The sequence below is a fragment of the Cytobacillus solani genome (assembly GCF_001420595.1).
Lineage (GTDB): Bacteria > Bacillota > Bacilli > Bacillales > Cytobacillaceae > Cytobacillus > Cytobacillus solani.
The window spans coordinates 3,085,845-3,099,826 of record NZ_LJIX01000006.1; the positions used below are offsets into that span (position 1 = coordinate 3,085,845).

At 37.7% G+C, this 13,982-nt stretch carries 14 protein-coding genes; 2 read left to right on the plus strand and 12 right to left on the minus strand.

All coding sequences use genetic code 11. The features are described from left to right. Positions 1 to 218: 218 nt before the first annotated feature. Positions 219 to 1,487: a threonine ammonia-lyase IlvA gene (ilvA, locus tag AN957_RS17290; protein WP_053476686.1), complete on the minus strand. Its 1,269-nt coding sequence runs from the start codon at positions 1,485 to 1,487 to the stop codon at positions 219 to 221. Positions 1,488 to 1,673: 186 nt separating this feature from the next. Here ilvA and AN957_RS17295 point away from each other — a divergent pair, with 186 nt between their 5' ends. Next, the gene (locus AN957_RS17295) at positions 1,674 to 1,910 is read left to right on the plus strand and encodes a hypothetical protein (RefSeq protein WP_053476687.1); all 237 of its coding nucleotides are present in this window, start codon (positions 1,674 to 1,676) and stop codon (positions 1,908 to 1,910) included. A 326-nt stretch (positions 1,911 to 2,236) separates the two neighbouring features. On the opposite strand, the gene AN957_RS17300 is transcribed toward AN957_RS17295, so the two are convergent. The 7 genes from AN957_RS17300 to AN957_RS17330 all read right to left on the minus strand — a co-directional run bounded on the left by AN957_RS17300 (position 2,237) and on the right by AN957_RS17330 (position 8,743). Next, entirely contained in the window at positions 2,237 to 2,968 is a 732-nt protein-coding gene (locus AN957_RS17300) for a lysophospholipid acyltransferase family protein (RefSeq protein WP_056685328.1), read from the minus strand. Between the two features lie 103 nt (positions 2,969 to 3,071). Continuing rightward, the gene (locus tag AN957_RS17305) at positions 3,072 to 3,557 is read right to left on the minus strand and encodes a dihydrofolate reductase (protein WP_053476689.1); all 486 of its coding nucleotides are present in this window, start codon (positions 3,555 to 3,557) and stop codon (positions 3,072 to 3,074) included. Beyond that, the gene (locus AN957_RS17310; RefSeq protein WP_053476690.1) at positions 3,554 to 4,348 is read right to left on the minus strand and encodes a thymidylate synthase; all 795 of its coding nucleotides are present in this window, start codon (positions 4,346 to 4,348) and stop codon (positions 3,554 to 3,556) included. The genes AN957_RS17305 and AN957_RS17310 overlap by 4 nt, the downstream gene beginning before the upstream one ends. 71 nt (positions 4,349 to 4,419) lie before the next feature. Continuing rightward, a complete protein-coding gene (locus AN957_RS17315; protein ID WP_056685331.1) occupies positions 4,420 to 5,121 on the minus strand; it encodes an anthrax toxin lethal factor-related metalloendopeptidase in 702 nt (233 codons plus the stop codon). A 188-nt stretch (positions 5,122 to 5,309) separates the two neighbouring features. Further along, complete coding sequence (locus AN957_RS17320) at positions 5,310 to 5,924, minus strand: TerD family protein (protein ID WP_053476692.1); 615 nt, start codon at positions 5,922 to 5,924, stop codon at positions 5,310 to 5,312. Between the two features lie 67 nt (positions 5,925 to 5,991). Then, positions 5,992 to 7,092, minus strand: coding sequence for a toxic anion resistance protein (locus tag AN957_RS17325; RefSeq protein WP_053477572.1), 1,101 nt, complete (start codon positions 7,090 to 7,092; stop codon positions 5,992 to 5,994). 13 nt (positions 7,093 to 7,105) lie between these two features. Next, positions 7,106 to 8,743, minus strand: a complete 1,638-nt coding sequence (locus AN957_RS17330) for a YceG family protein (protein WP_053476693.1) — start codon at positions 8,741 to 8,743, stop codon at positions 7,106 to 7,108. A gap of 291 nt (positions 8,744 to 9,034) precedes the next feature. On the opposite strand from AN957_RS17330, the gene AN957_RS17335 reads away from it, so the two are divergent. Continuing rightward, positions 9,035 to 9,283: a hypothetical protein gene (locus tag AN957_RS17335; RefSeq protein ID WP_053476694.1), complete on the plus strand. Its 249-nt coding sequence runs from the start codon at positions 9,035 to 9,037 to the stop codon at positions 9,281 to 9,283. Here the strand turns inward: AN957_RS17335 and AN957_RS17340 are convergent. The 4 genes from AN957_RS17340 to AN957_RS17355 all read right to left on the minus strand — a co-directional run bounded on the left by AN957_RS17340 (position 9,280) and on the right by AN957_RS17355 (position 13,897). Then, positions 9,280 to 10,083 (minus strand): HAD family hydrolase, encoded by an 804-nt coding sequence (locus AN957_RS17340; protein ID WP_053476695.1) that lies wholly within the window; start codon positions 10,081 to 10,083, stop codon positions 9,280 to 9,282. The genes AN957_RS17335 and AN957_RS17340 overlap by 4 nt on opposite strands. Continuing rightward, entirely contained in the window at positions 10,080 to 11,198 is a 1,119-nt protein-coding gene (locus tag AN957_RS17345; protein ID WP_053476696.1) for a cysteine protease StiP family protein, read from the minus strand. The genes AN957_RS17340 and AN957_RS17345 overlap by 4 nt, the downstream gene beginning before the upstream one ends. A 193-nt stretch (positions 11,199 to 11,391) precedes the next feature. Beyond that, entirely contained in the window at positions 11,392 to 12,759 is a 1,368-nt protein-coding gene (locus AN957_RS17350) for a phosphoribosyltransferase family protein (protein WP_075209172.1), read from the minus strand. Then, positions 12,686 to 13,897 carry an HpcH/HpaI aldolase/citrate lyase family protein gene (locus AN957_RS17355; RefSeq protein WP_056685334.1) on the minus strand — a complete coding sequence of 404 codons (1,212 nt, stop codon included), beginning with the start codon at positions 13,895 to 13,897 and terminating at the stop codon, positions 12,686 to 12,688. Before AN957_RS17355 ends, AN957_RS17350 begins: the two co-directional genes overlap by 74 nt. Between the last annotated feature and the right edge of the window lie 85 nt (positions 13,898 to 13,982).

Sequence of the window (13,982 nt, forward strand, 5' to 3'; positions counted from 1 at the left end):
CTTACTAGTCATTCTAGTATCATTATAGTGGTTTTAGCGCAGCTTGTGGGAAAAGAATAAAAAAGTTCATATTTAGTTCACATAAAAAAACTAATTTTTGAATATGTGACTTTTTTCATTTCTATCTTGAACAATTTAAATTTCTTTTCACTAGCCTTTCCTATGCCATCCATTTACGGACAGCCATTCCTACATGTACTATATTACTCCTAAACCAACTAAATAAGCAAATGGAAAAGGTTACTGTCCTTATTTATCTCCTTATAAGCGAACCCCTTTTTATCCATCCGCTCAATTAAGCTGCTGTAATCTCCCTTATTCTTCAACTCAATTCCTACTAATGCCGGTCCATTTTCTTTATTATTTTTTTTCGTATATTCAAAGCGAATAATATCATCTGATTTTCCAAGCACTTCATCGAGAAATTCACGTAAGGCCCCTGCACGCTGAGGAAAATTAACAATAAAATAACGCAACAAACCCTCATGCAATAAAGACCGTTCCTTCATTTCTTGCATCCGTTCAATATCATTATTCCCACCGCTTACGATACATACAATATTTTTCCCTTTGATTTCCTCTTTATACAAATCCAATGCGGAAATTGGCAGCGCACCTGCTGGTTCAGCCACAATCGCGTGCTCATTGTACAACTCAAGAATCGTTGTACAAACCTTTCCCTCAGGAACAAGCAAAATATCATCAACCAATTCAGAACAGATATCAAAGGTTTTTGATCCTACACATTTCACCGCTGCCCCATCTACAAACTTATCAATCTCATCTAATGCGATGACAGCCTTATTTTGAAAAGAAGTGAGCATAGATGGTGCTCCAGCCGGCTCAACACCAATAATTTTTGTATTCGGGGAAATGCTTTTAACATATGTACTAATTCCTGCGACTAGTCCTCCGCCTCCAATGCTTGCAAAAACATAGTCCACTGGCTCCTCACAATCATTCAGTAGTTCGACAGCAACCGTTCCTTGTCCGGCAATTACTTTCTCGTTATCAAATGGGTGGATAAAAGCACTCTGATCTTCCTCAGCACATTTCATTGCCTGTTCATAGGAATCATCAAAAGTATCACCTATGAGAACAATATCGACAAATTCCCTTCCAAACATTTCAACTTGAAATACTTTTTGTTTAGGCGTCGTTGCTGGCATAAAGATCTTTCCACGTACCCCTAAATGACGGCAAGCATAAGCAACACCTTGTGCATGATTGCCTGCACTTGCACAGACAACCCCATTTTTGACCTCTTCTTCATTCAATGATTTAACCGAGTAGTATGCTCCTCTCAGTTTGAATGATCGTACATGTTGTAAATCTTCCCTCTTCAAATAAATATTACAGCTATATTTCTCTGATAGGCGTTCATTTTTTTGCAGTGGGGTATGGGCAACAATATCCTTCAATTGCTGGTATGCAATCAAAATCTCCTCCAACTGCACCCATTTTTTCTTCATTACCTTCTGTTCCATATGTCCCCCTCATTTCTCTTCCGATATTAATTTGTTCATTATACCATGTGAGTTTTTGATTTCAATCATATAATTTAAAAATTTTTATTTTTCCGATATTTAACTGAATAGAAAAGAAGGATATTTACATATACTAATCGAAAGTTAAGTAAAACAGATTCCTATAATTTCTCGGGAGGTGGAAAAGTGGAGTTTTCATTATGCAGTCTTGACTGTGCACTGCCGGTGGAAGTGACATTGGATGAGGATAACGGGCGGTATATGATTCGCAAAAGTGATTCAAGTGGGGAGTTTTTCAACACTCCACACGAATTAATCCAATGGGTAAAAAGTAATTTTTCTCCTGAGGAATTTTGTGATCCAAATGAGTTTCAAGTCATGGTGAATGCATTAACAGACTATTTGATCAATCCGACGTACTAGCCTACACATGAGCAAAGCAGCAAAAGGGTATGAAACTGCAATAGTTTCATACCCTATTTTTTGTTATGCACCCTTATTATGTAAATTTTAAAAAACTTGAAACTAATTCGATCGTTACTAACAAATCAGAACTTGTGGCTATTTTGGACTGCTTTTGACTTTTAAAGTACAATCTTGGCTGAACTCTAAACCGCTTCGGACTGCTTTCGTATTTCAAAGCACATTCTTGTCTGAACTTGAAGCGCCTCTATAATCGTTAAGAAATGTCCTAATACAGTTGTACCAATTTTGGTGCCTTCAGACACATTTTCAGGAGTCTTTGATTGTTACGAAGCTTTTTTCTCTTTTATAAAGCTCGAAATAATTATATTTCTTACGTCTGCGGCAATTTCTTTCATGTCTTTTTCACGAATCAAGTGTGGTTCAATTGGCTGGCAAATATTAATTTGAACATTTGCAGGACGAACAAGCCGATTATTCTTTTCAAAAATATCTGCGGTGCCCTTTATTCCAATTGGAACAATCGGAACCCCAGCATCCTTCGCCAATCGTAAGCCCCCTGCTTTAAAATCCCCAATAGGTCCACCCTTGCTTCTTGTACCTTCAGGAAAAATAACGATGGAATGCCCGCTCTTTAGCTTTTCAACCCCATCCCGAATAGATTTGACCGCACTTCTCCGATCTTTACGATCAATGAAGACACAATTCATTACTTCCATCCATGATGAGATAATCGGTGCCTTTTTCACTTCTACCTTTGAAATAAAACCAAATGGCTTATCAATACACGCTAATAAAACCGGAATATCAAAATCACCTTCATGATTGCATACGAACACAACTGGACCTTCAGGTAAAAATTCCTGTCCCTTCACTTCCACCTTTGAGCCAGTGATCTTCATGATTGTGCTTGACCATTTACTAGGTAATTGATGAATGAGTCGATCCCTTTCAGCAACTGGCATTTCTGGATGTAGCTTCTTCATTTTTGCTAGAGTCGGCAAACTATAAACTAAATAGCTAATCATATATACTACAAATGCGATTAATCGAATCATGCTGTTCCTCCCAATCTATCTGCATCTTATTATTATATAATAGATAGGCTATTTTAACTAGGATCAAAAGAAAAGCTGCTCACATATGAGCAGCTTCTGTACACTATTTTTTTTCATAAATCATAAATTCATAATCATATGGGTTCTTCTCATCTTTAATGCCTTTTTCTCGAGAGAGCAAGGACCATTCTTCCAAATTTAGTGCTGGGAAAAAGGTATCTCCTTTAAATTCATCGTATATTCGAGTTAAATAAAGCTTGTCCGCATCAGGCAAAATGAGTTTGAAAATTTCCGCCCCGCCGATCACAAAGATTTCCTCTTCTTTTTGTCGGCTATATTCAAGAAGGGCTTCAACTGAGTTTAGGACTGTACATCCTTCACATGTGAATTCAGGATTGCGAGTGATTACGATGTTTTCTCTTCCAGGAAGCGGCCGTCCAATGGAATCCCATGTTTTCCTGCCCATTGCGATTGGATGTCCCATCGTAGTTCTCTTAAAAAACTTTAAATCTTCTGGAAGATGCCAAGGAAGCTGATTATTATAACCAATAACATGGTTATTGTCCATTGCCCACATGAGTGAAATCATACACTTACCACTCCTTTAATATGTGGATGTGGATCATATTCCTCGAGAACAAAGTCTTCAAACTGAAATCCGTTGAGATCCTTCACTTCTGGATTTATTCTCAATTTTGGAAGAGCTCGCGGCTCACGGCTTAACTGTAGCTCAATTTGTTCGAGATGATTTAAATAAATATGTGTATCACCAAATGTATGGATAAATTCACCTGGCTCTAAATCACAAACCTGTGCAATCATAAGTGTAAGCAGAGCATATGAAGCGATATTAAATGGCACACCAAGAAATACGTCTGCTGAACGCTGATAGAGCTGGCATGATAGCTTCCCATCTGCTACATAAAATTGAAACATACAGTGGCATGGCGGCAAAGCCATTTTATCAAGGTCACCGACATTCCACGCATTTACGATCATCCGTCTTGAATCAGGATTTGTTTTTATTTGCTGAATGAGTTCGCTGATCTGATCAATCGTGTTCCCGTCTGCCCCTGTCCATGAACGCCATTGATGACCATATACAGGACCAAGCTCTCCGTTTTTATCTGCCCATTCATTCCAGATCCTTACACCATTATCTTGAAGAAATTTGACATTTGTATCCCCATTTAAAAACCAAAGCAATTCATAAATGATTGACCGCATATGCAGCTTTTTTGTTGTTAAAAGCGGAAAACCTTCTGCTAAATTGAATCGCATTTGATAGCCAAATGTACTAATCGTGCCCGTTCCTGTTCGATCTTCCTTCTTCACTCCTTTTTCAAGGACATGCTTGCAAAGCTCTAAATATTGTTTCATTTCAACCCAACCTTTTATTTTCGCATTGTTTTTATTGTATCAAATTGGGAGGGGTAAAAAAATACTTTCCTCTATTTTAAGCTTTTCATAAAACGATATGTTTCGGGTGCCTTGGCCTTGAGCAGATTCCTTGAATCCCCACCAAGGAAATACATCGCAAAGGTCTCCGCAAAATATTCTTCAGGAAAGGTTAAGAAATAATCCTGTGCTGGGAATAATAACGGTTTTTCCTTCTTCCAAATCTTTAAGAATTTCTGATTATTACGCATCCCATCATAAACATAGCGATCAATAGAATGAGCTAGCTCATGAAGCTCTAAATTCACCGAACTATGACCACTTCCCTTATCACTGAAGCCAATCTTCACTAGGACTGTTTTGGACCCTCCAATGCCAGGTACGTCATCCCATGTTGTTCCGCCATTATATCCTCTTGGAATCATTCCTTCAAGATGGGCTGCCGTTGGATTATCAGTTAGTCTGCCAATAAATAATTTAAGTTTAATATTTTCTTCCCCTACTTTTGATAATAAGGAAAATGGCAAATTATCTACTCTAGAAATAATTTGTGAGGCTTCACGCTCATCAAATGGGTCCGTTGGTAAAAGAATAATACTTCCAAGAACAGATGGAGAATTAAGCACAAGTGATTTTTTTAAGGTTGAGTGACTTGGATAATCTTTTAGCTGGATACCACCCATTGCTGCTTGAGAACTGCCCATTAATGCTAGAGAAATAAACAGGATAAATATAAATAGGCTCACTTTTCGCATAAGAAGTACACCTTCTATCATTCGTTGAGGTCAAGTGATTTTTAATAGAATACTATTATTATATCATGTGGGAATATCTAATTGAGTAGTTGTTATCTAGAAGAATATAGGGGGCGGTCCAATGTTTTCCAAAAAAACAGGACACAGACAATATTGTCTGGTCCCTGCTTTAAGCAACATTCAATTGATTAAGAGAATGAACGGACAACATCACCTAAGCCTGGTGCTGACGTCCCAGTTCCCACTGCTGCAAACTTCCACTCATTTCCATGACGGTAAATTTCGCCAACAACTAGACATGTTTGTCCACTGTAATCATCGGTTAAGTTAAAATGGATCATTTCTTGATTATTAGCTGAGTTCACGATACGAATGAATGCATTTTGAATCATTCCGAAATGCTGCTTTCTTTTCACACAATCATAAATATTAACCACAAAGACAAGCTTGTGTACTTGAGAAGGTACACGGCTTAAATCAACTAAGATTTGCTCATCATCGCCGTCTCCGTCTCCTGTTAAATTATCGCCTGTGTGCTGGACACTACCATCGCTGCTCTTTAAGTTTCCGAAATAAATGACATCACTGTTGCTTCTAATTTTTCCATTTTCACCAAGCATAATCACGGACGCATCACAGTCGATATTTGCACCTCCTCCGCCACCTCCGAATAAAGAGCCAAGCAGCCCGCCGCCACCACGGTTTTGAACCGGATCCCAGCCTAGGCCTACCATGATTTTTGAAAGACCTGGATTTCCTTTTGTAAGATCAACACGTTGTCCTTTTTGTAAGTTAATTGCCATCATTTTCACCTCATAATTTTATTGGTTGTAATTTTATGTAAACAATTGGCAAAAAACCAATTGCCTATTAACCTTGCAGCTTAATTTTTTTAAAATTATCCTGAAGCTGTTCAAGTCTTCTTGTTCCTTCTTCACGCATACGCTTATTCTCTTCTTCAATTGCTTTTGTTTCCTGCATTCCTTTAATAATGATGTTCCAAGACTCTTCAATGGTTTCAATCTTAATGCTTGGACTACCTGCAAGTCTTGCAATATCAGCACTTTGGGTAGAAATATTTTGTGCATTGCGCAAAAGCATTTCATTTGTTCTTCTGTCAAGCTCATTCATTGAGTCAGCCACAAGCTTCTGTCTTTTCGCTGCAACGGCTTGAATGATTCCATTTTTGAATATCGGAATTGTTGTTACAAAAGCTGAATTAATTTTCCCGATAAGCTTTGTGTTTCCTCTTTGTAAAAGACGTATTTGGGGTGCGGTTTGTAAGGAAACCATTTTCGCCATTTCCAGATCATATACACGCTGCTCTAGTAATTCAATGCCATTTCTGAGGGTATCCAGCTGCATCGATGCCATTTGGTCGCCAGCAGCTGCTCGTGATTCCAGCTGGGGAAGCTGATTGGCTTTCAGCTCATCCGCCTTCATTTGCCCTGCTACCGCATATTTTTCAAGCGCTAAATAGTATTGATAGTTCTGCTCATACATTTGATCCAGCATGGTTGTCGATTCAACCATCTCATTTTGGTACTTTGAAATTTCTACATATACCTTGTCAATTTCATGTCCCATCGTTTGATATTTTCCAAACAGCTTATCAATAAGCTTTTCACCTTTTTTGAACAGCTTTCCGAATAATCCGCCTGAAGTTTTTTCAAAATCCTTCTTATCAAACTTATCCATGATACGACCGAGCTGCTTTAATAATTCACCTGAATCTTCGACCTTTGTTGCTCGCATATTGCCTAGAATTTGATCGGAGAAACGAGAGATTTGTGTTGCTGGCTCTTTCCCGAATTCAAGAATTTGAATTTGATCTCGTTCATCAATCGACCGTGCTAGATTTTGCACTTCTGGGTCTTGACGAAGAGCCAGCTTAATTTCTGAAGCAGTGGTTTCCGTCAATTTATCTTCTGTTGGTTTCGTTAATGTAAGATCAAGATTTGTTGGCTGCATTTGATTCATTGCTTCAATCTCCTCTTAAATTTTTGAAAATGCCCTTTACTCTATTTAACAGTGATGGTTCTTTAAATTCTTGTTCGAAAACTACATCCTCTAGCCAATGGACATCATAGACCCCTTCTTCAATAAAGTTTTCTAAATCATTATGCCCTGGAGGATTATACAAAACAATATCAATGCCAAATTGATTAAGTAACAACAGCAATGCAGCGTCTGTTCGCGTCATCGTGCCATTAAGCTCATTATTATATAGAACTAGCTTTGGTACGTCCTGGGAATAATCAAACTTTTGCAGAAGCTGCAAAATACTGACAGGTATTTGCATTCCTTGAGTAAAGAGAAATGATCCGAGTTCCTCTATATCCTCATGATAAACCGGCTTAATGTAAGGTCTCGCACATATATTACGGATAGCCGTTGCAATCCCGTTCTGAAGCCCTGTTGGCAATTGCTGATACTTCCAATAATGAGCTGACACCATTTTTTTCGTATCGAGTAAGCCATCATTTCCGAGTGCATTTCGATAATGAAAACGGAAATCGTTGTTAACATTATTCGTGAATGGAAACCTTTGGATAAGAAGACTATGATCCATTTGGCTAATCATCTGTAATCGATCCCAATATTCTTTCCGGTTCTTGCTCACTCCCTGCACCTTAGCAAAAATAGCAGGAATTTTCACTTGGCCATTCTTCACCTCAAAGTTTGGCCGTACCATTGCCTTTTCCTTAATTAAAAGAAATAGTTCATCATAGGTCGTTTTCAACGTTACCGATAATGGAGTATACTCTCGAAGCTGCCACGGCTTATAAAATCCCGAACCTTCATGGTTTAATATGGATTCAATTTCTCTAGAAGCACGATAGGCAACGGTAGAAGAACGCCTGCTTTTTTCAGTTGGGAATGGCTCAGGCTGTTTTTGCTCCGGATAGTTGTGAATAAACGCTTTCTCTAATTCTGTATGACCACCAATTGCAATGTCATCCCCGGATGGAGAGAAAACAATGATGTCACATCCCATTTGGAATAAATAGTATAGAAAATAATGCTGGCTTTTATTCGAATTCCCATACCATAAAAATTTTGGCATCGACTTTTCAGGGTTTACCTTATTCCAATCCACACCAAGATGATTAATGGTCCATTTAATGATATCAACAAGGACACGTCTCAATTCCTGACTCTTTAATCCCTCTGGTTCCTGGATTGAAAACAGCTCGAGAACAGCAATCATCGCTTCTCTTGTTTTCCTATGTAATGAAGGAATGGTTGATTTCAGTAAAAGCTGTTCTCCATCAAGGAAGGCAACAAATCGATTAATTGATAAATTCTGTTCCCGATTAATATTCAAAACCTTTTGGATGGATTGAAATTGCTGATTATCAATCGTTTTATCAAGGGTGTCCTCGCTTAGCAAAACAAGTCCTGCTGCTTCCGTATGAATAAAATCATACAGCTTGTTGTAGTACTCATCTTCATCTAATGGAACACCCAAAAAACGAGCAACCACTTGACCAAAATGAATCGTTCTTTGTTCAATGGAAAATTGCGGCCTTTCCTTTGTTTCTTTTTTTAATGTTGGTAGCCAATTCTCATTAGAAATCGGCAATAAATGAGGTTTCATTTGACTATATGTCTCGTTCATTTAATAATCCCTTCCCTCTATGAGCGAAAGACTGTAATAAGAATAATAAAGAATAATAAAAACTACTAAAATCTAACTCCAAAAAGGAATGGAGTTAAAAATAAATGTAAACTTATTACCATGATACCATACGTGCCATTGAATTCTAAAACGATTCCTCCAAATATCATAAAAAATCATTCAAGTTCCTGCGGCTAAACCCGCATATCGTAATTTTCTTTCGTTTTATCCTTTCACCTTTCAACTTGTCCATGCATATAGTTGAGTACTATGATTAGAAGGTGAGCAGCTATGAGGTTTCTTTATAGAAGGGCAAAATACCGTACACATGAATTGGATACAAAAGTAGTAGAGGATGTTTTGAGTTCTGACTTTTTTATTTTCATAGATTTGTTTTTTTGGTCACTATTAATGACCCTACTCACATTATCCCTTCATTTTTCATTACTTGGGGCATGTACCATTTTTATTAGTTCCTATATTTTTGGAGCAAGCCTGCACTTGTTTTTAAGAAGATGGATGAAAGAACCACAAAATTAAGAGCTCTTTTCTGTCGCTGCGTTTGAAATCCTATGTAAAATTTCTTCTCCCGCCATCACTCCTTGCTGAACAGTAAATAAATAATTGGAACAATGAATCCCCTCATTTTTTAATTCACCATGGGAAGGAACAAATGCGTAATCACATATTTTTAGGAAATCATTATCAAGGATGGAATCACCCGCACCAAAAACAGTATGGATCCCTTCCCTTTCTTTAATAAACTTAACTGCTTCCCCTTTACAAACTGGTTTCGGCATTAAATACAGCTTTCTTCCTTGGATGGAAATTCTCCAGCCGCTCGTGTCTGCAATTTTTTGAATAACATTCTTTGCATCCAGAGCTAATGGAGCCTCTAAAATATAATAAAAGAAAAGATTTTCTACTTTTTTTAAGGCACCATTTATCTCCAGCCCGTTCATTTCTTCCATCATTTTCTGAAGAGGTACACACTCATTTTCTAGCCGTTTTTGAACGGATTCTCTCCATTCCTGAAGGGGAAGACCATTATAAATGATTGTTGCTCCATTTGATGTGACTGCATATTTTAAGCAAAAAGACTCTGTAAAAATAAAAACTCTTTTATATTGCTCATATGTTCTCGTTGTAACAGGGATAAATAAAAGAGAAGCAGCTAGGTCCTTTAATAAACTGTATGCTTTGTTTGTCATGAAGGCAACTTCTTGAGCATTTTTTAGCTCAACAGCAATTAGATCGCTTACTGTTTGCTGCTTAAAATCAGCGAGTGCCCGATTGGAATAGATCAGGGTACGGTCTAAATCAGAGGCAAACATCATCATTGACTATCACTTACCTTTTTTATTAGTCCACAGCAGGTATAGCTCATGTTTGGATAATGAACGACCTCCACGTTTCTTTCTTTAGCTAGCAGCGAGATATGCCGAACATATGGACTATCAGGATCTTTCATTAATATTTTCCAAGGGACTCTGCGGAGCAAGACTCTCGTTGTTTCTCCGACCCCCGGTTTGATAAAATGGGTGGAATCAACATCAAATTCTTTAGCCATTCTTACCACTTCATCCATCCCTTTAAAAGCAGCCTCATTTTGATTTTTCAGTAACCGTTCAGACTCTTCAAATGCCTCTTTCTGGATCGCTGGAAATTCCTTTGAAACAATATCAATATACTCATTGGAAACATCGGTATCAATCAAGTTTTCATAATATTTAGCCCCATGAAAGTCTTTCGGTCCGATCAATTGATCATTTAATACCGTTCTGCTGACTAAGCCTGAAACAGTAGAATTTAAACATGCGCTCGGGATGAGAAAATCCTCTCTTGTTCCATAAAGACTTGTACATTGTCCTGGGTCTGCCAAAACAGCGAGTGTATCATCAAGAACAATCCCGTACTTTTCCTTATATACCTTGCATGCTTTTGTCAATTCAATTGATATCGCCCCTTTTCCAGTCCAGCCATCAATGAACTGAATTTGTTTTTCAGGATGATTATTTAGAATATGATGAATAGCATTTTCATCGATTCCTTTGTCCCGGATAATCGAGATGCTATAATGTGGAAGATCCACTTGATATTTTGATAGAATATAACGTTTAATGAGAACGCCAATTGGAGTCCCTGCACGAGCTAAAGACACCAAAACAGTATTTTTTCCTTTTTGGTGAAAAATTTGCTCAGCAACAATCCCCGAACATAAAGCAACCATTCGCTTGTACTCTTCAAGCGTTTTCCTGAAAACCTGCATATAATGTGCTGGCGGCTGGTACTCAATAGGCAATGTCTCACTATAATGCTGCCCTGACTGAATATTTTTCTCTCGATTCTCAGTAGTGCCTTCAAGCTCATAGCTACTTAAATCCTTTAATAAAAAAATAACATCATTCTCATGATATGAGCCAAACTGACTTTTTTTGTCTATAACTTTATTCATTCTAACAACTCCCATTAGAAATACATATGCGCCCCGCATAGCAACGTATGGACTGAAGAGCTCTGCCTAAGATAAAGAAAACACGAAGATCGATAACGATTCGATGTTAACTTATCGAAGGGAAGCGACCGAAGTACAATAGCTGCTGGCCGCTGAAGCTAGACAGTAATCAAAATTCAAAGATACTAAATTCCTAACCATTAAAGAAAACTACTTTTATTTCAGGAATTTTTGCTTTCATCAGCTCATTTAGCATTGGCTGCAATTTATCCATTGAAACAGCTCTTTCAAAAAATACGAATAACTGATCATATTCATTCGGAGGAATATTATAAACAAACTGCTTGATTCCCCAATCTTCTGGGTTTGGAAAGGCGATCCCATATTTTGCCCCATATTGTTTGTGATTTTCTATATATATCGGACTTCGTGTGGTTGATTGGTAGCTGACTCCTTGTCCCATATAGGAAGCTAGCTTCATCGGCACATACATAAATTCACCTGTCCCAAGACAAAGGACTTTTTTTCCGGTTCTCACAGTTGCTAAAAATTGTCCTATTTCCTCAAGTGATTGATCAATCAGCTTATTCGATCCGGCACTTAAACCAAAGCGTCCCGTTTCAGTTGAAAAAGGAATATCCCTGACTACCCTCTCTTGGGAAATAGAGGAATAATTAATTGGTGTTAACTCATTAGAAAATCTTTCATTTATATGAATAGTCGATACTGCTGCCGTAGGACATATACTCTCTGTTTCTTCGGATAATTGTTCTTCAATCTCTGGGGAACCTGCTACTTCGATGTTCCCTTTAAGTAAACTAACTGAATGAATGGTAATTCCTAGTTCATGTTCAAGTTTTTTATACAATTGTAGATGTTCTTCCGCACGCCAATCCAATATGGAGACAACTGTATACATCTTTCTTGGAAATCTTGCATGTATGGAACGAATGATATTCACATTTGTTTTTCCTGTCGTCATTTCATCATCGACAAGTATGATTTCACGATCGTTATTTAGAATCGATTCATCTACATAGCAGCGGTGAGATGTCGCATGTGAGTGCTCTTCCTCAAATGTAATAACCGGGGCGATTCCCAGCAGTTCCTCCCTTGTTGTATGGAAGAAATCCGCCTGTTTAAAAGAATGATAGAATGCATGTCCAAGTGCAGTAGCTGTTTCAGCAAAGCCGATGATGACAGGATTCACTCGTTCATCAATAAATGGATCGTCTACATACCTTTTTGAATCGTTTAAGAACGAGAAAAGCAAATCTTCCCTGCATCCTGTCTCAATCCCTTTCACCGTTTCTATATAACGGTTTGCCAGCAATGCTCCGGTTAATAGCCCCATTTTCGGATTGATTGGAATATGCTTTCCCAATACTTTACTAACAAATAGAAACGATCTTTTTTTATTCATTCTGGCAGCCATCTGAAATAAATCATCCAGTGTTAGCCCATATGGATTATCCGTAATTTCTATCTCAACTGTTAACTGGTTCAGGATTGGAAGTGTTAATTTCATTGGTAAGCAGGTCAATGTATGTGTATTCTTCATTTAGCACCCCGTATATTTCTGATTTCAAAAGTACTTTTTGCGCCCAATAATAATGAGGCTTTATTTCATTCATTTTATTTTGGAACGCACTTTTCATTACCCCGATTTCCCCATTCGCTTGGCTAATAATGCTTTTTGCATCCAAATATTCTTCATAGGTTACAGTATTCAATGCCTGAACAGGACGTATATGTGTCGGATGAATAATTGTCTTTCCAGTTAATCCATTCGTAATATCCATCAGAATTTCCCGAATAAGGCCATCCATATGCTTATCAATTAACTTCGATCTTAAATCTATTCCATCCTGGCCAAAGCGTTCACGAAATGGCGTTTGTCTTAATTGAGGCTTCAGCATTCTTTCCTTCGAAGAAAAGTACTCCCATACAGGACCTGAGATAACGTACGGATGATCGGAGCGTAAAAATACATTGATAATATCTGATATACAATCTCTTATTACAGCAATATCATATACCGTTGTATCTGAGTTTCTGCGGATGCCATAAAGACCACAAAAATCAGTTGCACCAATACGAATATTTAAAATATATTCCTCATACTGATCAACGAGAGTTTTAATAGAAAGAAGCTCCCGTAGCCTCGTTTCCTTTTCAATCACTTTTTTTGTTTCTAAAATGGGTAAAGCATATAGTTGATGTCCTCTATCATTTAGTAGTTTAATTTCTTGTAAAATGGGTTCGCCATGTTCTGGAGAAAATTTAGGGATAACAAAGCCCGTGAGCAGTTGCAGCCCTTTCTGTATACGATTTTTCAGCCGCATAAATTGATCAATATCCCTTATCCGAATAAAGATTAACGGAAGGTCATCCTCATTTAGCAAACCTTTCTCCATCTCTTGACTTAAGTTGTTCAGTTCCTCAATGAGAAGTGTTTCAGCTACCTGTACTTCTTCGTCACCAATCGCATCCTCTAAATCAATAACCATCGAAGTCAGTCCGGCGTGTTTCTTCGATAGTAAATCTTGATGGATGTTAGGCCGGGTTGCTGGCATATAAAGGGTTGCACCTAGTGCATACGCAAGGATTTTCCTCTGAGAATTTTTTGAAAAATGATAAGGTTTTTTATAGAAAATTCGGTCATATTCTTCTTCATGAAGATCTGAAAATAATCTCATCCCACTAACTCCGTTTCAAAAAAATAAATAGGTCTTTGATTATAACTTTATAAAAGATAGGATAGCATAGAATCCTCATTAATTC

Coding starts and splice junctions, on each gene's coding strand:
- ilvA (WP_053476686.1), bottom strand. CDS start 1,487: ATGGAACAGAAGGTAATGAAGAAAAAATGGGTGCAGTTGGAGGAGATT.
- AN957_RS17300 (WP_056685328.1), bottom strand. CDS start 2,968: ATGATTCGATTAATCGCATTTGTAGTATATATGATTAGCTATTTAGTT.
- AN957_RS17305 (WP_053476689.1), bottom strand. CDS start 3,557: ATGATTTCACTCATGTGGGCAATGGACAATAACCATGTTATTGGTTAT.
- AN957_RS17310 (WP_053476690.1), bottom strand. CDS start 4,348: ATGAAACAATATTTAGAGCTTTGCAAGCATGTCCTTGAAAAAGGAGTG.
- AN957_RS17315 (WP_056685331.1), bottom strand. CDS start 5,121: ATGCGAAAAGTGAGCCTATTTATATTTATCCTGTTTATTTCTCTAGCA.
- AN957_RS17320 (WP_053476692.1), bottom strand. CDS start 5,924: ATGGCAATTAACTTACAAAAAGGACAACGTGTTGATCTTACAAAAGGA.
- AN957_RS17325 (WP_053477572.1), bottom strand. CDS start 7,092: ATGCAGCCAACAAATCTTGATCTTACATTAACGAAACCAACAGAAGAT.
- AN957_RS17330 (WP_053476693.1), bottom strand. CDS start 8,743: ATGAACGAGACATATAGTCAAATGAAACCTCATTTATTGCCGATTTCT.
- AN957_RS17335 (WP_053476694.1), top strand. CDS start 9,035: ATGAGGTTTCTTTATAGAAGGGCAAAATACCGTACACATGAATTGGAT.
- AN957_RS17340 (WP_053476695.1), bottom strand. CDS start 10,083: ATGATGATGTTTGCCTCTGATTTAGACCGTACCCTGATCTATTCCAAT.
- AN957_RS17345 (WP_053476696.1), bottom strand. CDS start 11,198: ATGAATAAAGTTATAGACAAAAAAAGTCAGTTTGGCTCATATCATGAG.
- AN957_RS17350 (WP_075209172.1), bottom strand. CDS start 12,759: ATGAAGAATACACATACATTGACCTGCTTACCAATGAAATTAACACTT.
- AN957_RS17355 (WP_056685334.1), bottom strand. CDS start 13,897: ATGAGATTATTTTCAGATCTTCATGAAGAAGAATATGACCGAATTTTC.